Origin of the sequence: Ruegeria sp. HKCCD7303 (genome assembly GCF_013111185.1) — a bacterium.
GTDB lineage: Bacteria > Pseudomonadota > Alphaproteobacteria > Rhodobacterales > Rhodobacteraceae > Ruegeria.
On sequence record NZ_WVRE01000002.1, the window covers coordinates 232,654 to 256,101 of the forward strand.

Sequence of the window (23,448 nt, forward strand, 5' to 3'; positions counted from 1 at the left end):
AAGGTCGCGATATTCTGGGTAAACCCATCTTTAGCCGGTGCGATGGCTGTTTCGGACTGAAAACCATCCGATGCACCGTATGTGGTGGCGAAGGTTTCAACTGACCGGCATGAAAAAAGCCCGGGCCAGACCGGGCTTTTCAGTGAAAACCAAACGAAAGGGCGCTTAACCTTCGGCAGGTGCCGTTGTTGCAGGCTGGGCGTTATCTGCAGTGCAGCTGGCTACCAGCTCTTCATATTGCGCCGTAACCCAGCCCAAAGCGGCTTCGGGATTTTGTTCTTCGATCTGACCGCTGAACTGTTCGAACACCTTGGCCGAGCGGCTTTCGTCAACGATCGTGTAAGATTGGCCGGTCATGACGGTGTCGTAGACAAAGAAGGCAATCGCAACCAGCAGAATGCCGCGCGCGATACCAAAGAACAGACCAAGCGCCTGATCCAGCCCCCCCAAGGCCGAGCGTTGCACCAGTGACGAAAACAACGGCGTGAAAATGCTGACCACGATTAGCGCCACGGCAAAGACTGCAGCAAAGCCGGTGATGACCGAAAGCTCGCAACTGTCGCGTAAGAAATCTCCGACAACGGGGATCTCCTTGACCAGTGGGACGGCCTGTGGGGCAAAGATGAACGCCAGAACGGCCGCTGCGACCCAGCCTGCGATTGCAAGAACCTCGCGCATGAAGCCACGTGAGTAGGCCAATATGCCCGACACCACGATGATCAGGGCGACGACCCCGTCAATTATTGTAAAACCTTCCATGGCCCTCGCCTGTTCGTTTTCTGCCCCTCAGGGCGCGACTTTAACCTGCTCCGAAGGTTTCGCCAACAAACCCAACCAAATCAGAGGGTCGGGTGAGTGACAGACCTGCCACAGTGCCGGTTTTGCCACCTGCCGGAGCAATTGCCGCTGTGAAACCAAGTTTTTGTGCTTCTTTCAACCTGTTTTCTGTCTGCGGGGCAGGTCTAAGTGCCCCAGATAGCGAGATTTCTCCGAAAACGACGGTGTCGGCGGGCAGGGCGGTGTCTTCACGCGCGCTGAGTAACGCAGCGGCAACTGCGAGGTCGGCGGCGGGTTCGGTGACCTTTAGCCCTCCTGCCACGTTTAGATAGACATCGAGGCCTGCAAACGGGATTCCGCAACGCGCCTCGAGCACGGCAAGGATCATGGCCAGCCGCCCGCTGTCCCATCCAACGACCGTGCGGCGGGGCTGGGAATGGGGCGAAGGGGCGACAAGGGCCTGCAATTCGACCAAAACGGGGCGGGTGCCTTCGATGCCTGCAAAGACAGCTGAACCGGGGCTGGGCGTGCCTCGTTCCGACAGGAACAGGGCAGAGGGGTTCGTGACCTGAGCCAGCCCTTTGCCAGTCATCTCGAAGACACCGATCTCGTCCGCCGGGCCAAAGCGGTTCTTGACGGCGCGCAGGATGCGGAACTGGTGGCCGCGCTCGCCTTCGAAATACAGCACCGTGTCGACCATGTGTTCGACCACGCGGGGACCGGCAATCTGGCCCTCTTTCGTAACGTGGCCGACCATTATGATCGAGACACCGTGCCGTTTCGCAAATGTGGTCAGTTCATGCGCTGCGGCCCGGACTTGTGACACCGAGCCCGGCGCGCTGTCCACATTGTCGGCCCACATGGTCTGGATCGAGTCGATGATCGCCAGACCGGGCTTTTCGGCCTCAAGCGTCGTAAGGATGTCGCGCAGGTTGGTTTCTGCGGCCAGTTGCACCGGAGCATCCTCCAAACCCAAACGACGCGCACGCATCCGGACCTGAGCGCTGGCTTCCTCGCCCGAGACGTAGATGGTTTTGACGCCAGCACGCGCAAACCGGGCAGCAGCCTGCAACAGCAGCGTGGATTTACCGATGCCCGGATCTCCGCCCACAAGAAGGGCAGAGGCCGGGACCAGACCACCGCCCAATACCCGGTCAAGCTCCTCGACCCCGCAAAGGGTGCGGGGCGGCGGGGTTTCCTCGGTCGACAAATCCGTGAGTGCAATGGACTGGCCGCGTTTGCCGCCGAGGGATTTCTTGGTCGGGCCAGCCGAAAGGGGCACGTCCTGAACGATGGTGTTCCATTCGCCGCACGCGTCGCAGCGTCCGGACCACCGCGTATGTGTTGCTCCGCAGGCCGAGCAGGAGAAAGAAGTCGTTTTTGCCATGCGGCCTTTGGTGCCCGAGCTTGGGCGGTTCTTCAAGCCCTTGCAGGCTTTCCTCACCGCCGGTGGCGCGCTGCGGCCTCAGGCCCGGATGGGCCATCGCCCACAGCGGGCGCTGACGCGCCTATTCCGCCGCCCGAGGGGGAGACATTGCAACCACGCTGGACGCCTTTGAGGCGCTGTCTTTGCGTGGTGTTTGCAACTGAGTCGACAGTTCGGGCAACAGCTCGAACAGTTCATCCCGCAAGCGTGCCAATTGCGACTTGGCGATGGTCTCTTCCATTTCCACATCGCGCGTCCATTGGCGCAATTCGTTTTGGATGACCTGAGCCTCTTCCAAACGTTGCTGGAACAGCTCAATCTCTTGCTGCCGTTGTTGCAGGAACATCTGCGCCCGTTCGACCCGCGCGTCGCCATAGGTTTCGGCCAATTCCTGGCTGATCTGGCTCATTTGTGCAGCCAGTTCCAGAATCTCTGGTTCAAGCGATTGCAGGTCAGGGTGCTGGCGCAGAAACGCCATACGCTCTTTGACCGCGTCGAACTCGGAGGACATCATGAACAGCCCGCCTCGGTCAGCGGCATGGGCCATCTGATACGCGTTCGCGATGTCATGCATATCGAGGGCAAATTTGCGGTGGTTGTTTTCCAGGGCCATCATTCGTGCGTTTGCGGGCAGGTAGAATGCCAGCATTAGAATCAGTGCGGTCAGCCCGATCTGGATGAACATCCCGGCATCCGTCGCCGGTCCGTCGCCGAATCCGGCCTGCATCGAAAGCCAGGGCAACACGCCCGCAGCGGATAACATCGTGGTTGAAACGGCCAGCAGGGCCGCCATGCAAATCAGTAAAAAAGTCAATCTTAAAAAGGCATTCTGACATTGCAATGTGATGTTGTGGAGGGCGGCCATGGTCGTCGAACTCCTTTTTCAAACCGGAACACACCGGGCCGAAGCGGAGGAAGATCAAACAACTTAGGGCGATCCGCTGCGGACCCGAAAACTACAAATCTTAACTGCTCGAAATATAAAGATGATACTTAGATATGTGTTTTCAATCAATTAGGTCTGAGCTTTTCGTGAACCAGATGTCATCTCTGTAATATGGCCAAGCGCGATCGAGGCCAGAATACAGGCCGTGAACAGGTAAAGACCCCACGCAGTTTCGATGGTGGCGTAAGAGATGCCCTTGGCCAATGTGATGTAAAGCGCGATCAGAAAAATGTCTGCCATGGCCAGTTTACCGAGGATGTTCAGCGCGGTTTGGACGCGGGCGTCCAGCAGGTTCCACTGGATCAGCGCGGTGCCGATGGTTTTGATGTAGGGGGCGAAGAGGGCGAAGATGGTCACGATTAGCGCGAGGAAGATGTCGGATTTCCACAAGGATTGGAGCCCGGTGATGACGCTGATTTCGCTGAGACCGAAAATCGGCAGGAACCCCGCGCGCATAAGCGGGGCAAACCACGCGATGGGGTAGAGGATCAGGAGCGAGAGGGTGGCGAGGCGGAGGGTCATTCTTCAAATCTGTTGTAAGTAGAAAAACAATCCAATCAAAAAACAAGCGAAATCCAGTTTTAATCTGGATCCGTACCAGTCTCGTAAAAACTGTCTTCTAAGAAACAATCCCATTACTAGCGATGCCGAACCCAGCAAGAAATTTAACGCAGGTATTTGAGCATTCTCCACCCATCTAAACCCGTAAATCGTGAGGCCGATAAGAAGGACAGTAACGGGAAGCATACGCAAGACTTGTTTGGTACTAACCTCCTTATCTGGTGCTTCGGGCGCACCCCATCCTAATTTTTGGCGGCGAATACGAGCCTCTGCTTCAGCGTATTTGAGTTTTGAAAAAATGGTCTTTCCAAATCCTGGGAATATCCCGGATGTGGTGATCACCAGGCCTGCTACGTAGGAAATTCCAAAGACTCTAACGAATTCGGAGGCGACAAGAAAAGTCATTTCACTGATTACCGAACCGCCTCAATCGGCCCCTCTGCACTCCCGCTGATGAACTGCTCGACATAGGGATCACCCGAGGCATCCATCTGCCCGACGGGACCGGTCCATTGGATGACGCCTCCGTGCAGCATAGCGACGTTGTCGGCAATCGCGCGGACCGAGCTCATGTCGTGGGTGATGGTCATCGCGGTGGCGCCCATCTCGGTCACGATTTCGCGGATCAGATCGTTGATCACGCCGGACATTATCGGGTCAAGACCAGTGGTGGGTTCGTCGAAAAAGATGATCTCGGGCTCGGCGGCGATAGCACGGGCAAGGCCCACACGTTTTTGCATCCCCCCTGACAGCTCGGCCGGAAAACGGTCGGCGACGTCGGATTTCAGGCCCACACGACGCAGTTTTTCGATAGCGATTTCGCGCGCTTCCTCGGTCGGACGTTTCAGAGAACCACGCAGCAGGCGGAAGGCAACGTTTTGCCAGACGGTCAGTGAATCAAACAGGGCGGCCCCCTGAAACAGCATCCCGAACCGGGCCAGAAACGCGTCGCGGTCGCCTTTGCTGGCGTCTTTTCCGTCCACATAAATCATGCCGCTGTCGGGGTGGATCAGGCCAAGGATACATTTCAGAGCCACCGATTTTCCGGTGCCCGACCCACCGATGATGACCATCGAAGTGCCCTTGGGGATCTCAAGGTTAAGTCCTTGTAATACGCGGTTGTCACCAAAGGCTTTATGTACGTTCTCCATCCGGATCATAGCGAGAAGAATACCCCTGTGAGAACGAAGTTTGCGGCCAGGATCAGCACGGCTGCGGCCTCGACCGAGCCTTTGGTGGCGCGGCCTACGCCCTGTGCACCGCGACCGGAATTCATACCGTAATAGCACCCCATGATGGCCGCGATCAGGCCGAAGACTGCGCCTTTGACCAAAGACGAGACGATGTCGCGGGCTTCAAGGAAATCGACCGTGTTTTTCAGATAGGCCGCCGGATTAAAGCCCAGATTTTGAGTGGCAACCGTGTAGCCTCCGGCAATGCCGATGATGTCACCCACCGCGACAAGTGCGGGCACGGTGATCAGCGCAGCCAACACGCGTGGAGCGGTCAGGTATTTCATCGGATGGGTCGACAGCGTGACCAAAGCATCGATTTGCTCGGTCACTTTCATCGTGGCGATCTCTGCAGCGATGGAAGAAGTTACGCGGGCAGCAATCATCAGGCCGACCAGCACCGGGCCAAGCTCTCGCACCATACCGATGGCTACGATTTGGGGTACCACGGCTTCGGCGTTAAAACGTGCGCCGCCGGCGTAGATTTGCAACGCCAGCGCGCCGCCGGTGAAGATAGCGGTCAGGCCGACCACGGGCAGGGAAAGCCAACCGATATTAAGCAAGGCCATTCCGAACTCGCGCGGATAAAAAGGCGGGCGCAGGATATGCGAGATGGCATCCAGCGCAAACAGGGCCACGCGGCCAAAGGCTGCCATCAGGCTCAGTACAGCCCGGCCCAGCCCCCCAAGCGCGGAAATTGGGTTCATTCCACGTAGCCCCGCGAATAGCGATTGCCGAGAGATGTCAGTATTTCGTAACCGATTGTTCCGGCAGCTTCAGCCAGATCGTCGACAGTCTGGTGGCCGTTGAGAATGCGCAGGCGTTCCGGGTCGTTCGGCAAGTCGGTAACATCCACCGTGATCAGGTCCATCGAGATACGGCCGACCACCGGGCAAGGCTGGTTTCCGGCAAAAGTGTCAATCCCTCCGCCGATGGCACGATGCAGGCCATCAGCATAGCCCGCCGCGACGGTCGCGATACGTGACGGGCGGCGTGCGACCCAGCTGTTGCCGTAGCCGACGGTTTCGCCCACCTCTAGTTGGCGTACCTGAATGACGGGCAGATCGACGGTGACAACCGGCTTGGCCCCAGCAAACGGCAGACCGCCATAAAGGCCGATACCCGGGCGGCAGAAATCGAAATGGAACTCTGGCCCCAGTAAGGTGCCTCCGGTTGCGGCCAGCGAACGCGGGGCAGTGATGCCGTCGGTCATCTCGCGGAAGGTCTTAAGCTGCTGATGGTTCATCGGGTGATCCGGCTCGTCCGAACAGGCCAGATGAGACATGACCACCGCCGGGTTCAAGGCCTCAGCCTTTGGGCGCAATTCGGCCCAGTCTGCGCGCTCCAGCCCCAGACGGTTCATGCCGCTGTCCAGTTGAATGCCGAATGTGTGGTCAGGGAGTGCTTGCAGGTGACGCTGGAACTGTTCGGCCGAGTTGATCAGAGGCGTCAGGTCGTGCGCGCGCAGCAGATCCGTGTCGCCTTCCATATGCCCAGAAAAGACACCGATCATCGGGCCAGGTCCCACGGCCTCGCGCACGGCAGCACCTTCCTCGGAGGCGGCAACAAAGAATTTGCGAACGCCTTCTTCGGCCAGCGTGTCACTGACAGGCCCGACACCCAGCCCATAGGCATCGGCCTTGACCACGGCTCCGGTTTCAACCCCGGTCTTCGCATCAAGCGCGCGCCAGTTGCTGGCCAGCGCATGAAGATTGATCGTCAAACGTGCAGTACTCATGGCACTGTTCATGACATCGCGCTGTCCAAGGTCAAGAGGGAATGGTGCTTTTCTGTTGCGTATTCCGTTGCACGATGTTGCCAATCATCAGATGGCGCCGAAAACCATGACGTTTTAGCGGTTTTTCGCTGTGAATGGTTCGCTTTGCGATTGTTTTCACATTGGTGTTAAAGCGATCTTGCGAGAATGATCGTTCCATCATTGTTCAGTCAATGACAAAGCAGCGAGAATTGAGGAAGTCATGAAGTTTTCGACCGGGTTGGCTGATAGCCCCTTCAATGTGGCCCAGTTTTTCGAGGATGTTTTTGCGGCGTCTGAAGGCACGGGTGAAGGCGTGGTCATTGGTGCCTTTGTGCAAGACCTGATCGACAGCACGCCATCAAAGGACCTGTTGGTCTGCACCGCGCATAGCGAAAGCCAACTGCTGGGCTGTGCCATCTTTTCGCGCATCATGTTTCCGCAGGACGCGCGTTGCGTATTCATCCTGTCGCCCATGGCGGTTAGGACAGACAATCAAAAGACTGGCGTGGGGCAGGCATTGATCTCTTACGGGTTGGACTGCCTGCGCGCAGCTGGTGTGGATGTGGCGCTGACCTATGGCGATCCCGGGTACTATTGCAAAACCGGCTTTGGTCAGATCTCTGAGACAACCGCGCAACCGCCGCTGGCGCTGAGCCATCCGCACGGATGGCTGGGGCAGTCATTGGATGGTCAGGATCTGACACCGCTGAAAGGCCCGTCGCGCTGCGTGCCCGCATTGAACAATCCATCGCTTTGGTGAGGGGAATCGTGCGGTACGCGAAAGGACCTGTCGCCAGTTCAGAGAATAATCGAGCATTGTCTTGTTGTTGTGAACATGGCGCGCCACCAGCTTCTTTTGCGGCCGTTGTCTTGGGATATGGCCGGCCATAATCCGCAGCGCCGGCGGCGATGCAGACCTGTTGCTGTGGAAGCTTTGTTCAGCGGTTCTAACACAGCGTGGCTGATGCGCCATCGCTTCGGCCGGAGGAACAGGAAAAGTCAGAGACCGCCTGTTCAGTAGCCTTCGATCTCGCCACCCTGCTGCCAGGGTTTGACCAGATTGCCAAAGCGTGTGAACTGGGCTTCGAACGAAAGCTCGACGGTGCCAATGGGACCGTGGCGTTGCTTGCCGACAATGACCTCGGCCTTGCCGTGCAGGCGTTCCATCGCCTGCTTCCACTCTTCCATCTTTTCCAGCTCGTGATCACCGGGCTTTTCGCGTTCCTTGTAGTATTCCTCGCGGAACACAAACATCACCACATCGGCATCCTGCTCGATCGAGCCCGATTCCCGCAGGTCGGACAGTTGCGGGCGTTTATCGTCGCGGTTTTCGACCTGACGGCTCAGCTGTGACAGGGCGATGACCGGGATATTCAGTTCTTTGGCGATGGCCTTCATACCCATCGAAATCTCGGCAATCTCGTTCACGCGGTTGTCGGACATACCTCGGCAAAGCTGCAGATAGTCGATCACCAGAAGGTCCAGACCATGCGTCCGCTTGAGCCGACGCGCACGGGCGGCAAGCTGCGAGATCGGCAGTGCCGGGGTGTCATCGATGAACAGGGGGCAGGCTTCCAATTCCTTGGCCGCGTCCACGAAGCGGCGGAACTCGGCCTCGGTCATATCGCCTTGACGGATCTTGTGCGAGGAAATCTCGGACGCTTCGGCCAGCACACGGCCCGCCAACTGCTCGGCGCTCATCTCAAGTGAGAAGAACCCGACCACACCACCGTCAATCGCGCCTTCCGAGCCATCCGGCTTCTGTCCGCGTTTGTAGGCTTTGGCCACGTTGAACGCTACGTTCGTCGCCAGCGAGGTTTTCCCCATCGACGGACGCCCGGCCAGAATGATCAGGTCAGAGGGGTGCAGGCCCCCAAGCTGTTTGTCCAAGTCGGCCAGACCGGTGGAAATCCCCGCCATTCCACCACCGCGCTGGTACGCTTCATTGGTGACGTTGACGGCTTCTGTGACCGCCTTCAGGAAGGATTGAAAACCTTGTTCGGTCTGGCCCTGCTCGGATAGCTGATAGAGCTGCTGCTCGGCCTCGACGATTTGTTCTTTTGGCTCACTGCTGACTTCGACCCGCGCTGCCTTGTCTGAAATGTCGCGGCCAAGTCGGATCAACTCGCGCCGAATGGCGAGGTCATAGATCATCTGGGCATAGTCATGCACAGCAAAGGCGCTGATCGAGGCACCGGCAAGCTTGACCAAATAGGCCGGGCCGCCCAGCTCCTTCAAGCCTTCATCTTCGCCCATGAAGGATTTCAGTGTGACCGGTGAGGCCAGCGCGTTTTTAGCGATGCGGGCGGCGGCGACTTCATAAATCCGGGCATGAACCGGATCATAGAAATGCTCGGCCCCGATGATCGAGGCGACCCGGTCATAGAGGTCGTTATTGGTCAGGATCGCGCCCAGAAGCTGCTGTTCAGCCTCAATGGAATGCGGCATGGTTTCTGCGTTTTGAATCTGTGCCGCTGCTTGCTCGATACTGCTGATCTCGTTCATTGCTGCTCTCACCGTCCCTTGGGACATGGTCCATAGCTTAGCCCTGCGAGTCGGGGCAAATTGTATGTTTTCTGGGGATATGCTGTGAATATCTCCGGGCCCCATCATCTTGAAGCATGACGGGGCTGTACGTCAACATGTAGTGCGAATTAAGTCCGCGGACCTGCTACTGTTTCCGCTCAGAAAATTGATTTCGCGACGTCAGCTTTTATTCGCTTCCTGCCACCCCCGCGGGTCATTCAGGAAGGCCTCGACGCCGCTAAGGGTCTCTTCGTCAAAGGCCTTTTGCGCCTTGGCCTCGGCAAGAACATCCCACCAAGTGCAAAGCGAATGCAGCTTTACACCGTGATCGCCCAGTGTTTTCTCGGTTTCGGGAAAGATGCCGTAGTAGAAGATCACCGCAGTATGCCCGCAGGTCGCGCCGGTTTCGCGGATCGCGTCCACGAAGGAAAGTTTCGAGCCACCGTCGGTTGTCAGATCCTCGACCAGCAGCACCCGCTCGCCTTCGTTCATCGCGCCTTCGATCCGGGCGTTGCGGCCATAGCCTTTGGGTTTCTTGCGCACATAGGTCATCGGCAGCGCCATCCTCTCGGCAACCATGGCGGCAAAGGGGATGCCTGCGGTTTCGCCGCCGGCGATGTTATCGAACGCCTCGAACCCGGCCTCGCGCATCACGGTCACGGTCAGGAAATCCATCAGTGTCGAACGGATGCGCGGGTACGAGATCAGCTTGCGACAGTCGATATAGGTCGGGCTGGGCAGTCCGCTTGCCAGGGTAAACGGCTCACGCGAGTTGAAATGGACGGCCTTGATCTCCAGCAGCATCCGCGCGGTCAGGCGGGCGATTTCGGTGCTGTCGGGAAAGGAACTGGGGATCATGGCGCAAACCTCGGGGCTGAAAACACGTTGCGGGCTGATAGCCCGACCGTTGGGCCGGAGTCGAGAGGGCAAAAAAGAAAAGCGGACCCCCAAGAGGTCCGCTTTTCGCCCTTTCGGGCAGAGCGCCAAGGTGGGCTTAGCTGCTCATGTCGTAGGCGCGTTCCCCGTGTACCGAAAGATCGAGCCCGTTTGTCTCGGTTTCGGCGTCTACGCGAAGCGGGGTGAGAAGTGCAACCACCTTCACCAACACAATCGTAACAACTGCCGTAAAGACACCCACGATCATCAACCCGCCCAATTGCGCGGTCCATGTGCCAAGGCCAAACGCAGCGATCATGATGGTGCCGAAAATGCCGCCGACGCCATGCACCGCAAATACATCTAGCGTGTCGTCGATGTTCAGCTTGTTGCGGATGACATTGACGGCTTCCTGACACAGGACACCGGCGACCGCACCGATGATCAGCGCTTGTACCGGACCCACAAAGCCGGATGCCGGTGTGATCGAAGCCAGACCAGCAATGGTGCCTGTGACCAGACCGACCATGGAAGCCTTGCCAAAGCGGATACGTTCCCACAGTGCCCAGGTCAGCGACGCGGTTGCGGCGGACAGATGCGTGACGGTCATGGCCATTGCGGCGCCGCCATCTGCGGCCAGCTGTGATCCGCCATTGAAGCCGAACCAACCCACCCACAACATCGCAGCACCAACCATGACGTAGCCGGGGTTGTGCGGGGGTGTGGTACGGTTGCGGCGCGGGCCAAGTATGACGGCGATGATCAGAGCGGCCAGACCAGCGGTTTCATGGACTACGATTCCGCCCGCAAAGTCGCGTACGCCGATCTCGCCCAGAATGCCGCCATCAGCCAGCATGCCGCCGCCCCAGATCCAATGGACGACCGGCGCGTAACAGAGCAGCATCCAGAGGGCGGAAAAGGTCAGAACAAACCCAAAGCCAACGCGTTCGACATAGGCACCCACAATCAGGGCCGGTGTGATGATCGCAAAGGTCATCTGAAAGGCGAAGAACAGGATCTCGGGCAGGGTGCCTGCAAGGCTGTCGGCATCCACACCGTTCAGGAACGCTTTGCCCAGACCACCCCAAACCCCGCTTTCTCCGGGGCCGAAGGCGATCGAGTAGCCCGCAACGAGCCACAGAATGCTCATCAAACAGGCGATTGAGAAGCAGTGCATGAACACGCTGAGTACATTTCGGGCACGTACAAGCCCGCCGTAGAACAGGGCAAGACCTGGCAATGTCATGAAAAGGACCAGTGCGGTTGCAACGATGATCCAGGCTGTATCGGCTCCATTCATGGGCCGTTCTCCTTTCCCCTGCGTTTGGTTCGGAACGCTTTGTATCGGCGCTCGGAAGCCTTGTGAGTGTGTGCGCAGCCTTGAAACGGAGGAGAGGTGAGGAAAAAAGAGGCAGAGTTGTTAAAGGCGCTTAAAATGTCGCCTTTTATTCAAGTGATGACAGTTTTTGCGGCTTTTCAGGCATCTTGCCTAAGGAATGGGCGTTTAGGAAAGGCCATCTTTAAGTAGATCTAACGCGTGATCACGCGCTGCCAGCCGGACCGCATCTCGCCCCAATGCGCCAAATTCAACGGTTTCGGTTCGAGTGTCTCTACTGTCTCGGGACAGTCCAAAACACACACGCCCCTCTGGCTTGAACTCGGACCCGCCCGGTCCGGCAATGCCGGTGATCGACACGGCTAGCTGCGCCTGAGAATGACGCAGGGCTCCGTCTGCCATCTCGCGGGCGACCTCCTCTGACACTGCGCCATGCGCGGCCAGCGTTTCGGCCAAAACACCCAGCATGTCCTGTTTGGCTGCGTTGGTGTAAGTGACAAAGCCCCGGTCAACCACAGCGGAGCTGCCGGGAATATCGGTCAGGGCCGCAGCCACCATCCCGCCCGTACAGCTTTCAGCCGTGGCGATCATCACGCCCTGCGCCTTGGCAAAATCCAACAGCTCGCTCACGTTCACAGACCCAGTACTCCGTGTGCTATTCCCGCCAGTATCATCACGCCGATGGCTGCGAAAACGCCTGCGATGACGTCGTCGAGCATAACGCCCATCGGATCGCCACGCCTGTCGGCCCAGCCAACGGGGCCGGGCTTGGTGATATCGAACAGGCGGAACAGGATGAACCCAGCCACCCAACCGGGCCAAAGGGCGGTAATGTTGATCCCATGGGCCCAAGACGGGTAAGAAATCGCCCAAAGCGCGATGAACTGGCCTGCGACCTCATCAACGACGATTTCTGACGGGTCGTGATCATCTTGGCCCTCGGTCATCACGCGGGTTGCCCAAAGGCCGCCAACAAAAACGGCCAGTGTTGCAAGTGCCAGCAGGGGAAACCCACCCAGCGTGTGCAATATCCAAGCCATCGGCAGCGCCGCCAAGGATCCCCAGGTTCCGGGGGCAGGGCGCAAATATCCGACACCGCCGACCGTACCGATCACCTGTGCCGTGGTCATTGTTTCACCAAGCAGGCTGTGGCGAGCGAGGCGATCCCTTCGCTGCGACCAGTAAAGCCCAAACGCTCAGATGTGGTGGCCTTGACCGAGACCTGATCTGCGCTTAACCCCATGATTTTAGACATTTCAGCGCGCATGGCAGCGGCATGAGGGCCGATTTTTGGATACTCGCAGACTAAGGTGCAATCGACGTTCGAAATGCGGTATCCCATCTGCCCGGCCAGCTCGACCGCATGGCGCAGAAAAATCTCGCTGGCAGCACCCTTCCATTGCGGATCTGAGGGCGGGAAGTGGTGACCAATGTCACCCTGCGCCAAAGCGCCGTAGATCGCATCGGTTACGGCGTGCATCCCGACATCCGCATCTGAATGTCCCTGCAATCCGCGCCCATGAGGCACCTTCACACCACACAGGATAACGTGATCCCCCTCGCCAAAACGGTGTACGTCATACCCGTTGCCAAGCCTTACATCCATATCCGTTCCCATTATCCGTTCCGCCCGGGCAAAATCCTCGGGTCGGGTGATTTTTAGATTGTCTGCGTCGCCGGGGACAATGCATACATCAAGGCCCGCCGTACGGGCGACCTCCACATCATCCGCAGCCCCGCCCGAATGGGCTGCGTGTGCGGTTGTGATGGCGTCAAAGTGAAACCCCTGCGGTGTCTGCGCAGCATAGAGGCCATTGCGATCCTGCGTGCCCGTTACAGCGCCATCCCGCCCAACCCACAGCGCATCCGTGACAGCAAGCCCCGGGGCAGCCGCTTGGTGCGTTTCCAGCGCGTTCAAAACGTCCTTTATGATGCGCGACGAGACACAAGGGCGGGCCACGTCGTGGATCAGAACATGTTGCACACCCAGACCTTCCAGGGCCTTCAATCCGCTACTTACTGAGCCTGAGCGATCTGATCCGCCAGATGCGAGGATCAGATCTGAATTGCGAAACTCTTCCCATGCGGGGGTGTCTTCGTCTGAAAGCACAAGTACGATGTGATCCACCTGTCCGCGGAACCGCTCGATCGTCCAGTCTGCCACGCGACGGCCCGCAAGGATGCGCCACTGCTTGGGTACGCCACCTCCGGCGCGCAACCCGCGCCCTGCGGCGACTATGATGGCGGCTGTAGTCATGTCTCGGGCGCTCCTTCGTATTGGGCTGTGTTTAGGCGGCGGTGAAAGCAGAGGCAATCACCCAAGGTAAAACGATTAAAAATTAGGCATGTGATGATTTTGCGGGCTTGTTTCGCGCCGTTTTGTTGTTCATATGCGCGGAATTCGATATCAAAACCGCAACTGCCCAAGGATTAAGCACGTTGACTCTGCGCCTCGCTGAAAAAGAAGTAACATCACCGGTCCTTCTGGCTCCGATGGCCGGAATCACTGATCGCCCGTTTCGCGATCTGGTGATGCGGTTTGGTGCCGGCATGGTGGTAAGCGAAATGGTCGCCAGTCAGGAGATGGTGCAAGCCAAGCCTGGCGTGCGCGAACGTGCGGAACTGTCTGCGGACGTAGAAAACACTGCCGTGCAATTGGCCGGGCGTGAAGCGCACTGGATGGCCGAAGCCGCCCGTCAGGTGGCCGACAGGGGCGCGCGGGTGATCGACATCAACATGGGCTGTCCCGCCAAGAAAGTGACCAATGGTTATTCTGGTTCGGCGCTTCTGAAAACGCCGGATCACGCACTGACCCTGATCGAAGCCGTGGTCAGTGCCGTTGATGTGCCGGTGACCTTGAAAACCCGGCTAGGCTGGGACGACTCTCTGCTGAACGCACCAGACGTGGCGCGACGAGCGCAGGACGCCGGAATTCAGATGGTCACGATTCACGGGCGCACGCGGTGTCAGTTTTACAAAGGGCATGCCGATTGGCGGGCGATCCGGGCCGTGAAAGAGGCTGTGTCGATTCCAGTCATCGCCAATGGCGATATCGTGGATACCGCTTCCGCGCAGACTGCGCTGGATCAGTCCGGTGCAGATGGGGTGATGGTCGGGCGCGGCGCGCAGGGCAAGCCCTGGCTCTTGGCGCAGATGTGTCACGACCTTTACGGGGCAAAGGCCCCAGAAATTCCCGTTGGTGGGGATCTGATCGACATGGTGCAGGCGCATTATCAAGCGATGCTGTCCTTCTACGGTGCAGATCTGGGGCTGCGCGTCGCCCGCAAACATCTGGGCTGGTACATGGATGAGGCCGCGACACCACCGCCTTTACGGCGGGCTGTTCTGACGTCGCGCGATCCAAAAGAAGTGCTTCGCCTGTTGGCCGACGCATTGAGTGAAACAGACGAGGTGGCGGCATGAACTCGAACGCCAGCATCTGGAACTCATTGCCCGTTCCGGCCTTCATCATTGATCCGGACGATCGCATTTCCGATGTAAATGCCGCAGGTGAAGGGTTTCTGAACGCGTCACGCAAGGCTGTGATCGGCCATCCCGTGTGGGATCAGATCGCCGTAGATGCACCGCTTGAAGAGGCTTTCGAGCGCGCGCGCACCTATGGTACGCCGCTTTTTGTCAACGATGTAGACGCCGGATCAGGAAACCGCGCACCGTTGCAATGCGCGTTGCAGATCGCGCCTTTGGTTGGATATCCTGGATCGATGATCATGATCATCTCGCCGCGCGAATTGTCGGGGCGGATGACACGGGGCAACACGGTCAAATCGGCCGCGCAATCGGCCATTGGCATGGCTGAGATGCTGGCCCACGAGATCAAGAACCCCTTGGCCGGGATCACGGGCGCCGCGCAGTTGCTGAGCATGAATATCCCGGCGCAAGATTTAGAACTTACAGACTTAATCGTGGCGGAAAGCCGCAGAATTGTGAAGCTGCTGGAGCAGGTTGAACAATTCGGAAACTTGCAGAAACCCGACTTCAAACCAGTCAATATCCATGACGTTCTGGATCGCGCCCGCCGGTCAGCCTTGCTGGGGTTTGGCGCGGACATGACGATCATTGAAGATTACGACCCGTCCTTGCCGTTGGCCTTCGGAGACCCGGATCAATTGTTGCAGGTGGTTCTGAACCTGCTCAAGAACGCATCCGAAGCTGCTGGGCCGCAGGGGGGAACCATCCGGCTTCGGACTTACTTCGAACATTCCTTCCGTCTGCGCCGCAGCGATGGGTCTGGTCATTCATTGCCTTTGCAGATCGAGATTATCGACGATGGACCAGGGTTGCCCGAGGACATTCGCGGGGACATTTTTGACCCCTTTGTCTCGGGCAAGGAAAATGGCACCGGGCTAGGGCTGGCGCTGGTGAGTAAGATCATATCGGACCATGACGGCTGGATTTCAGCCGAGTCCGTTCCCGGGCGAACCGTATTCAAACTGTCGCTGCGCCGCGCGCCGCGCGAGGTCGCCGAGCACAAAAAGGAGACCACCTAATGGATGGCACCGTACTGGTTGCGGATGATGACCGCACGATCCGCACCGTTCTGACACAGGCCCTGACGCGTGCAGGGTGCAAGGTGCATGCAACGTCGTCGCTGACCACGCTGATGCGCTGGGTTGGGGAAGGTAAGGGCGATGTGGTGATCTCGGACGTGGTCATGCCAGATGGCAACGGATTGGAAATGCTGCCAAAGATTGCCGAAGATCGTCCCGGACTGCCCGTCATCGTGATCTCGGCGCAAAACACGATCATGACGGCGATTCAGGCGGCAGAGGCGGACGCCTATGATTACTTGCCGAAACCTTTCGATCTACCTGACTTGATGAAACGAACCGCGCGGGCCTTGGATCAAAAGCAACGGGTACAGCCCGAAACGGCTCATGTAGATGGCGAGCGTCCGGACGAATTGCCTTTGGTCGGGCGCACCCCGGTGATGCAGGCCCTGTACAGGTTGGTCGCACGGGTAATGAACACCGATTTGTCGGTGCTGATTTCCGGTGAAAGTGGAACAGGTAAGTCCCTGATTGCACGTGCTATTCATGACTTCTCGGACCGGCGCACATTACCTTTTGTTACAGTTACGGCGGCGGAGTTGCGGGATCTGGAAGGACCCGCGCGTGTTTTGGCGCGGGTTCGCGGCGGCACGCTGTTGATCGATGAAATCGCAGATATCGAAGATGAGGTTCAGGCCCGTATCGTGCGCATGATGGATACACCTGGCGATCATGTTCCGCGTTTCATGGCCACAAGCCAGTCGGATCTGACGGAAGGGATGGAAACCGGGCGCATTCGTCAGGATTTGTATTACCGGTTGTGCGGTGCCACCATTCATGTGCCGTCATTGCGTGAACGGGTGGATGACATTCCGCTGCTAGCGGAACATTTTCTGGCCCGCGAAGAGCGTGAAAGCGGTGCAAAGCGCTGGCTCAGCCCCGAAGCGGTAGAATTGGTGCGGCGCTATTCCTGGCCCGGTAACGTAAGGCAGTTGGAAAACGCAGTGCGCAGGCTGAGCTTGACAAGCCGGGCGGATGAAATCTCGAAGGCTGAAGTGGAAATGGTTCTGGGCAGCCAGCCCGAAGCGGAACCGGTTCTCAGTGGCGGAGAGCGTGAAAAACTGTCGACCTCGGTCGAGCGACATTTGCGTCGATATTTTGACCTGCACGGCAATATTTTGCCGCCGCCGGGTCTGTATCAGCGCATTTTGCGTGAGGTTGAGGCACCGCTGATCGAAATTGCACTGGACGCAACCGGCGGAAATCAGGCGAAATGTGCCGATTTGCTGGGGATCAACCGAAATACGTTGCGAAAAAAGATTACTGACCTCGATATTCAGGTGACACGCCGTCGCAAACTGATGTAATATCGCCACACAAACCGTGGCATCCCGGCATCTGTCGGGAAAAGATCACGATATATGGCGGTAAGCCGCGAACGCGGCACATCAGGATGAGGGCAGACGGTGGCAACCCGAGCACAGAGCGGGATGATCCCATCGATAAGTCGATGGCGTAAATCACGAAAACTGCGCAATTTCGGTACCTTTGGGCTGGTCCTTTTAGGGCCAGTGCTGGCGCTTGCCACCTATCTTGTGATCGGACCTTTTGACCTTGGTTCGACCGCACCGACCCTGCGCCTGATTCTTCTGGCCGATCTTGTTTACGTTCTGGTTGTCGCTGCGCTGGTGCTGGGGCAGGTGGGTAGCCTGATTGCTGCGCGGCGTGCAAAGTCGGCTGGCTCGCGCCTGCACTTGCGCCTGATTGGGGCGTTCACTCTGCTGGCGCTGGTGCCTACCGTAACCGTAGCGATTTTTGCCGGGCTCACTGTGAATATCGGCCTCGAGGGCTGGTTCTCGGACCGGGTGCGGCAAGTGGTTGGATCGTCCCTGACAGCGGCAGAAGCGTATGAACAAGAACACCGCCGCGGGTTGGTTCAGGACGCCTCGGTGCTGGCGCGGTATCTGGACAATGCGCGTTCGCTGGATTTCTACATCTCGGACGCCGAATTGCGCGAAGTGTTGGCGCAGGGGCAGGCCCAAATTCAACGCGGATTGCGGGAAGCTTATGTCATCGACGGCAGTGGCGAGATCAAATCGCGCGGCGATCGATCATATCTGTTCAACTACGAAGCACCCACTTCGGAACAGATGGCTGAGGCCACTGACACAGGGCTGCTGATCATAGCTGATTGGCCAAACAATGAATTCCGCGCGCTTGTGCCTCTGACAGCCTATCTGGACCGTTACCTTTATGTCAGCCGCGAAGTGGATGGGCAGTTGCTGACCCTGCTGGATGACACCAAGGAAACGGCACAGTTCTACCAACAGCTGGAAAGCGAGCGGGGCAGGGTGCTGTTCGAATTTGGCCTGCTGTATCTGGGCTTTGCGTTGATCCTGATCCTTGCTGCGATGTCTTTGGGGATGTGGTTCGCCGAACGCCTATCACGTCCGGTGGGGCGTTTGACCACGGCGGCCCAAAGGGTCGGGGCCGGGGACCTGAGCGTTCAGGTTATAGAAGAGGCCAGCGATGACGAGATCGCCATGCTGGGCCGGTATTTCAACCAGATGACCCGGCAACTGAAAGGGCAGCGGGACACGCTGCTGGAAAACACACAGCAAATCGAAAGCCGCCGTCGCCTGTTCGACTCGGTACTCAGCTCGGTCACATCGGGTGTTGTCGGCGTTGACCCTGAGGGCTGCGTGACCTTTGTGAACCGCTCGGCCGAACGGTTGCTGGACTGGTCGCGGGGAGAAGAGCACCTGGCCATTGGCATCGCGGTGCCAGAGTTTCTGCCTCTGTTCGAAAGCCTGAAAGACAGCGGGCAAGAGGCTGTTCAGGGCGAGGTTAAAGTCACACGCAAGGGACGTCTGGAAAACCTCTTAGTGCGGATGGCCATCCGTCGCGGCGAAGATGGTGGGTTGGAAGGCTATGTGGTCGCCTTTGACGACGTGACCGATCTGGTCAGTGCGCAGCGGATGGCGGCCTGGGGTGACGTTGCCCGCCGTATTGCACATGAGATCAAGAACCCATTAACCCCGATTCAGCTGAGCGCCGAACGCATCAAACGCAAGTTCGCGCGCAAGCTGGACGAGGAGGATTGCGAAAGCCTCGAGTCGATGACAGGTGTCATTGTGCGCCAGACCAACGATTTGCGCCGTATCGTGGACGAGTTCTCGAAATTTGCGCGGATGCCCGAGCCTGAGCGCCGCGAAGAAAACGTGGTCGAACTCGTCCGTGAAGCAGTTGTTTTGCAACAGGCAGGGCAACCGGACGTGCAGATTGACGCGGATTTGCCGAAGCAACCCATCATGGCCGACCTGGATGCGACGATGTTGCATCAGGCCCTGACAAACCTCATTAAAAACGCCGGAGAAGCGATTGGTACCCTTAAAGAAAAAGGGGCACCGGATAATCTCAAGCCACAGATAAAAGTGGCAGTTTCCAGTGATGATGCCGGTACGGTCATCACGATTGCAGACAACGGGATCGGTCTGCCCGAGGATCGGGCGCGACTGTTTGAACCCTATGTGACTACACGCGACGAAGGGACCGGGCTGGGCCTGCCCATCGTCAAGAAAATCATCGAAGAACACGGCGGAGCGCTGACGCTTGAGGACGCGCCCGTCTTTGACGGACAGGACCATTTTGGCGCGATGGCCGTAATCCGTTTGCCGGGGGCCAATATGTCCTCGACCGTTGCGCCACAGAAGCAGGCAATTAGAACCAACAAACTGAAAGCAGGCCAAAGATGAGTGACATTCTGATCGTAGATGACGAGCGCGATATTCGCGAGCTGGTGTCCGACATTCTGGAGGACGAAGGCTATTCAACCCGGCTGGCGGCCAACTCGGACGAGTGTATGGCGTCCATCAATTCCGAACCGCCGGGGCTGTTGATCCTTGATATCTGGCTGAAGGACAGCCGCATGGATGGGATCGACATTCTGAAAGCGGTGAAACGCGACAACCCGGATGTTCCGGTGGTGATCATTTCCGGACACGGCAACATTGAAATCGCTGTCGCCGCCATCAAGCAGGGCGCATACGACTTTATCGAAAAGCCCTTTAACATTGACCAGTTGATGGTGGTGATCCGCCGCGCGATGGAGACCTCTCGCCTGCGTCGCGAGAACGCGTCGCTCAAGCGCAAAGAGGTCAACAACTCGGACATGATCGGCAAATCCGCGTCGTTCCGGGCCATGCAGGGTCAGCTGGACAAAGTGACCAAATCAAATGGTCGCGTGATGCTGAGCGGTCCTGCCGGGTCGGGCAAGGAAATCGCAGCGCGCTATATCCATGCGCATTCCAACCGCGCAAACGCGCCCTTTGTCACCGTGAACTGTGCCGGGATCGAGCCTGAGCGCGTGGAAGAGGTATTGTTTGGCCGGGAATCCGCCGAGCGTGGCGTTGAACCCGGATTGCTGGAAGAAGCCCATGGTGGTGTGGTGTACTTTGACGAAGTGGCGGATATGCCATTGGGCACGCAATCCAAGATCCTGCGGGTGTTGGTGGATCAGCAATTTCAGCGTGTGGGCGGCTCCGACAAGGTGCGTGTGGATCTGCGGGTTATCTCGTCCACCAACAAGGATCTGGACGAAGAAATCGCAGCCGAGCGTTTCCGCGAAGAGCTGTATCACCGATTGAACGTTGTGCCGGTTGCGGTTCCTTCGCTTGAAGATCGCCGCGAGGACATTCCGGTTCTGGCCCAGCATTTCATCGAAATGTGTAACGAAACCCAAGGTTTGCCGATCCGTGAACTGTCGGAAGAAGCCGTCGCTCTGTTGCAGACGATGACCTGGCCGGGGAATGTGCGTCAGCTTAAGAACCTGATCGAACGGGTTTTGATCCTGGGCGACGGAACCGGCCCGATCGAAGCGCGCGAGCTGCCAAGCGAAGAGGAAAAGACCGAAGATTCGGGCCGCGTCGTTCTGTCGGGTGCGCTGGCGACCTTGCCACTGCGTGAGGCGCGTGAAGCGTTCGAGCGCGAATACCTGCTGACCCAGATCAATCGCTTTGGCGGCAATATCAGCCGCACGGCCAGCTTTGTTGGGATGGAGCGCAGCGCGCTGCACCGCAAGCTGAAGTCGCTGGGCGTGGTGACGTCGAACAAGTCCGGTGCACGTGTTGCGCAAATCGATGAGCCGGAACCGGCAGAGTAATCCGCCGGGACGGCTGGGCTGGCCATGAGTGTTTTGAGAGCAGTGAATCGGCTTGAAACCCGCGGCTATCCGGGGTTCGGAAAGCGCCTGAAACGGCTGCGCCGGTCGGTTGGGTTCAAGCAAGCTCATCTGGCTGAATTGTTGGAGGTGGATCAGGCAACCATTTCGCGGTGGGAACGAGGCGGTCAGACACCGCCGCCCGAGACCCAACAGGCCGTCTTTGCGGCCCTTGGACCGGTCCGCGCTAATGACAGCGCATTGCGGCGGTTGGTCATGAGCTCGTCAGATTGTTTGCATTTGGTGGAAGAGGCGAGCCACAGGTGTCTTGCCTATTCGGCCAGCAGGGCGCGCGATTGGAAAACCAGCCAAAGCGCGCTGTTGGGAGTATCTCTGTGGCAGTTTGCAACGGATGAAATACAGGCGGCCGAGGCTGAACTCGACGCCGACGGATGGTGGGACATGCATACGCCCGCACCAAAGGCGTTCCTAACGTCCGAAGCTGTCCATGACCGCATTCGCATCAGCGCGGGCGAAATCATCTGGGAACGTCTGTATCTGTCTGACGGCACGCCTGTTCGTCTGGTCAGCGGATCCAGACACTGAGGCTGCATAATTTATGCGTTCCTTGATCCTGTTGCGCGCAGTAGAAGCGGCTTATGATACAGATATTTCAGGTTCTTCTTCTCTGGCTTGCTGGTCTGGGCGCGGCGACGCAATTTGCAAAAATTGCAGTTCCGTTTCCCGAGCTTGTCTTACTGTATCCTGATCACACCGAAACCATGGGATGGTTGCTGTCGATCATCAGCCTGATCGGAGCCTTGCTTGGGGCCTTGTCCGGGGCCATCGTGGGGCGGGTTGGGCCCTTGAAACTTTTGATCTTCGGCTTGTGCCTCGGTGGCGCGATTTCGATGTTTCAGGCGACATGGCCCGGGTTTTACATCATGCTGGCCAGTCGCTTTGTCGAGGGGCTTTCACATCTGGCCATTGTCGTCGCTGCGCCCACACTGATCGCACAAATCACAACCGGCAAGGCGCGCAACATTGCGATGGTCCTTTGGAGCACATTCTTTGGCGTCGCTTTTGCGCTGAATGCGTGGATCGGATTGCCGCTGATCGCCGCTTTTGGTCTGACCACGTTCTTCCTGCTGCATGGTTTCTTGATGCTTGGAGTAGCTGGCGTGATCCTGATCTGCCGGATGCGCGTGCAATTTGCCTCTGACACCAAACCCTGGCAGTGGACAGAAGTGCTGAACGTTCATCTTCGCACCTATCGCTCTCCGTTCGTGTCAGCCCCGGCAGTGGGGTGGTTCTTTTATACGCTGACCTTTGTGTCTTTGCTGGCCATCCTGCCGGGTCGTTTGTCGGAAGAAATCAGCGCGCACGTCGCCGGGTTGATGCCACTGGCTGGAATTGTCCTGAGTTGGATAGCAGTTCCCGTCCTATTGAATGTGATGCCCTGCGTCGCGGTGATCAATCTGGGGTTCGGGCTGGGCATTTTTTCCATTGCCGGGGCCTTCCTTGGTCTGCCGCTGGAGATAGTATGCGTTCTGCTGTTTGCCGTGTTGGGACTCGTACAGGGGGGCAGCTTTGCAGCAGTGCCGATCCTGAACCAAACGGCCGAGGCGCAGGCGCTTAGCTATGGGGCAATGGCGCAGATGGGAAACGCGGGCAACTTGCTGGGTACACCAGTTCTGCTGGCGGTTTTGTGGCGCGTGGATGAGGCCGGGATGCTGTTGAGTGTGATCGGAATTTATGCAATCGCGATCCTTGCGCATATCGCGCTGGCCCGCCAGCGCGCGGCACAAACGCGGTCAGCCTGACTGACCGGGCGAAATGATTTGAAAAGACCCGTCATCGAATTTGACAAAACACGATTGCGTCGTAAGCGGCGGCAATGTTGTTGTGCGCGTTGCAGGTACGCTTGATTTTACGTTTTGCTTGCAGGCTGGCAGGCTGACGGGGCGGAACCCTTTTTGCGCCATGCACTGCGCCTCGACCGTGTTGCGCAGGCCCTGGTTCACATCCACGGTGTAAACCCGGCCCGGCTGCCACCATCCCGGTGACTGGTAACACCGTCCCCGACCGTCGCAATAGGTGCGACCGGGCCAGTATGTTGGCGGGCTTTGACGGATTTGATTGGCAACCGGCACTTCTTGTACTGCCTTTAGCTGACACTGTGTCGTCTCTTTTTGCAGGCGGGAAACGGTTGCCCCTTCGCGGTAATAGAGCGAAAGCGGCCCGCCGCATGAGGACAGCACCATTAGGGTTGCAAGCATAGGAAACAGCGTTTTCATATGCTTATCTTGCCGCAGCTGCGCTGGGATGACAATTCAATTGACC

At 58.1% G+C, this 23,448-nt stretch carries 23 protein-coding genes; 8 read left to right on the top strand and 15 right to left on the bottom strand.

Annotated elements, in window-relative coordinates:
• Positions 1 to 165: 165 nt before the first annotated feature.
• The 8 genes from GS630_RS05780 to alr form a co-directional block, all read right to left on the bottom strand.
• On the bottom strand, positions 166 to 759 hold the full coding sequence (locus tag GS630_RS05780) for a CvpA family protein (protein ID WP_171179926.1): 594 nt from the start codon (positions 757 to 759) through the stop codon (positions 166 to 168).
• Positions 760 to 799: 40 nt separating this feature from the next.
• A complete protein-coding gene (gene radA, locus GS630_RS05785) occupies positions 800 to 2,164 on the bottom strand; it encodes a DNA repair protein RadA (protein ID WP_171179928.1) in 1,365 nt (454 codons plus the stop codon).
• A 121-nt stretch (positions 2,165 to 2,285) separates the two neighbouring features.
• Complete coding sequence (locus tag GS630_RS05790; RefSeq protein ID WP_171179931.1) at positions 2,286 to 3,068, bottom strand: DNA repair protein; 783 nt, start codon at positions 3,066 to 3,068, stop codon at positions 2,286 to 2,288.
• Between the two features lie 150 nt (positions 3,069 to 3,218).
• A complete protein-coding gene (locus GS630_RS05795) occupies positions 3,219 to 3,671 on the bottom strand; it encodes a paraquat-inducible protein A (protein ID WP_171618870.1) in 453 nt (150 codons plus the stop codon).
• A gap of 3 nt (positions 3,672 to 3,674) precedes the next feature.
• On the bottom strand, positions 3,675 to 4,115 hold the full coding sequence (locus GS630_RS05800) for a hypothetical protein (RefSeq protein WP_171618872.1): 441 nt from the start codon (positions 4,113 to 4,115) through the stop codon (positions 3,675 to 3,677).
• 8 nt (positions 4,116 to 4,123) lie between these two features.
• Entirely contained in the window at positions 4,124 to 4,870 is a 747-nt protein-coding gene (locus GS630_RS05805; protein WP_171179937.1) for an ABC transporter ATP-binding protein, read from the bottom strand.
• Positions 4,867 to 5,649, bottom strand: coding sequence for an ABC transporter permease (locus GS630_RS05810; RefSeq protein WP_171179939.1), 783 nt, complete (start codon positions 5,647 to 5,649; stop codon positions 4,867 to 4,869). Before GS630_RS05810 ends, GS630_RS05805 begins: the two co-directional genes overlap by 4 nt.
• Positions 5,646 to 6,680, bottom strand: a complete 1,035-nt coding sequence (gene alr, locus GS630_RS05815; RefSeq protein WP_171618873.1) for an alanine racemase — start codon at positions 6,678 to 6,680, stop codon at positions 5,646 to 5,648. The genes GS630_RS05810 and alr overlap by 4 nt, the downstream gene beginning before the upstream one ends.
• Positions 6,681 to 6,921: 241 nt before the next feature.
• Here alr and GS630_RS05820 point away from each other — a divergent pair, with 241 nt between their 5' ends.
• Complete coding sequence (locus GS630_RS05820; protein WP_171618874.1) at positions 6,922 to 7,461, top strand: GNAT family N-acetyltransferase; 540 nt, start codon at positions 6,922 to 6,924, stop codon at positions 7,459 to 7,461.
• Between the two features lie 254 nt (positions 7,462 to 7,715).
• On the opposite strand, the gene GS630_RS05825 is transcribed toward GS630_RS05820, so the two are convergent.
• The 6 genes from GS630_RS05825 to GS630_RS05850 form a co-directional block, all read right to left on the bottom strand.
• Positions 7,716 to 9,206 carry a replicative DNA helicase gene (locus GS630_RS05825; RefSeq protein ID WP_171179946.1) on the bottom strand — a complete coding sequence of 497 codons (1,491 nt, stop codon included), beginning with the start codon at positions 9,204 to 9,206 and terminating at the stop codon, positions 7,716 to 7,718.
• Positions 9,207 to 9,407: 201 nt separating this feature from the next.
• Positions 9,408 to 10,085 carry an orotate phosphoribosyltransferase gene (locus tag GS630_RS05830; RefSeq protein WP_171179948.1) on the bottom strand — a complete coding sequence of 226 codons (678 nt, stop codon included), beginning with the start codon at positions 10,083 to 10,085 and terminating at the stop codon, positions 9,408 to 9,410.
• A 136-nt stretch (positions 10,086 to 10,221) separates the two neighbouring features.
• On the bottom strand, positions 10,222 to 11,403 hold the full coding sequence (locus GS630_RS05835) for an ammonium transporter (RefSeq protein WP_171618875.1): 1,182 nt from the start codon (positions 11,401 to 11,403) through the stop codon (positions 10,222 to 10,224).
• 204 nt (positions 11,404 to 11,607) lie between these two features.
• Positions 11,608 to 12,075, bottom strand: a complete 468-nt coding sequence (locus GS630_RS05840; RefSeq protein ID WP_171179951.1) for a CinA family protein — start codon at positions 12,073 to 12,075, stop codon at positions 11,608 to 11,610.
• Positions 12,072 to 12,569 (bottom strand): phosphatidylglycerophosphatase A, encoded by a 498-nt coding sequence (locus GS630_RS05845; protein ID WP_171234387.1) that lies wholly within the window; start codon positions 12,567 to 12,569, stop codon positions 12,072 to 12,074. Before GS630_RS05845 ends, GS630_RS05840 begins: the two co-directional genes overlap by 4 nt.
• Positions 12,566 to 13,696, bottom strand: a complete 1,131-nt coding sequence (locus GS630_RS05850) for a bifunctional 2-C-methyl-D-erythritol 4-phosphate cytidylyltransferase/2-C-methyl-D-erythritol 2,4-cyclodiphosphate synthase (protein WP_171618876.1) — start codon at positions 13,694 to 13,696, stop codon at positions 12,566 to 12,568. The genes GS630_RS05845 and GS630_RS05850 overlap by 4 nt, the downstream gene beginning before the upstream one ends.
• 182 nt (positions 13,697 to 13,878) lie before the next feature.
• Here GS630_RS05850 and dusB point away from each other — a divergent pair, with 182 nt between their 5' ends.
• The 7 genes from dusB (at position 13,879) to GS630_RS05885 (ending at position 22,928) form a co-directional block, all read left to right on the top strand.
• Positions 13,879 to 14,862 (top strand): tRNA dihydrouridine synthase DusB, encoded by a 984-nt coding sequence (gene dusB, locus GS630_RS05855; protein ID WP_256368689.1) that lies wholly within the window; start codon positions 13,879 to 13,881, stop codon positions 14,860 to 14,862.
• Entirely contained in the window at positions 14,859 to 15,947 is a 1,089-nt protein-coding gene (locus GS630_RS05860; protein ID WP_171237687.1) for a nitrogen regulation protein NR(II), read from the top strand. Before dusB ends, GS630_RS05860 begins: the two co-directional genes overlap by 4 nt.
• Positions 15,947 to 17,314, top strand: a complete 1,368-nt coding sequence (locus GS630_RS05865; RefSeq protein WP_171179962.1) for a response regulator — start codon at positions 15,947 to 15,949, stop codon at positions 17,312 to 17,314. The genes GS630_RS05860 and GS630_RS05865 overlap by 1 nt, the downstream gene beginning before the upstream one ends.
• A gap of 123 nt (positions 17,315 to 17,437) precedes the next feature.
• On the top strand, positions 17,438 to 19,702 hold the full coding sequence (locus GS630_RS05870; RefSeq protein WP_171179964.1) for a PAS domain-containing sensor histidine kinase: 2,265 nt from the start codon (positions 17,438 to 17,440) through the stop codon (positions 19,700 to 19,702).
• Entirely contained in the window at positions 19,699 to 21,108 is a 1,410-nt protein-coding gene (locus GS630_RS05875; RefSeq protein ID WP_171090357.1) for a sigma-54 dependent transcriptional regulator, read from the top strand. Before GS630_RS05870 ends, GS630_RS05875 begins: the two co-directional genes overlap by 4 nt.
• Before the next feature lie 24 nt (positions 21,109 to 21,132).
• Positions 21,133 to 21,711, top strand: a complete 579-nt coding sequence (locus GS630_RS05880) for a helix-turn-helix domain-containing protein (RefSeq protein ID WP_171618878.1) — start codon at positions 21,133 to 21,135, stop codon at positions 21,709 to 21,711.
• 53 nt (positions 21,712 to 21,764) lie between these two features.
• The gene (locus tag GS630_RS05885) at positions 21,765 to 22,928 is read left to right on the top strand and encodes an MFS transporter (protein ID WP_171618879.1); all 1,164 of its coding nucleotides are present in this window, start codon (positions 21,765 to 21,767) and stop codon (positions 22,926 to 22,928) included.
• On the opposite strand, the gene GS630_RS05890 is transcribed toward GS630_RS05885, so the two are convergent.
• Positions 22,920 to 23,402 (bottom strand): hypothetical protein, encoded by a 483-nt coding sequence (locus GS630_RS05890; protein WP_171090351.1) that lies wholly within the window; start codon positions 23,400 to 23,402, stop codon positions 22,920 to 22,922. The genes GS630_RS05885 and GS630_RS05890 overlap by 9 nt on opposite strands.
• Positions 23,403 to 23,448 lie beyond the last annotated feature (46 nt).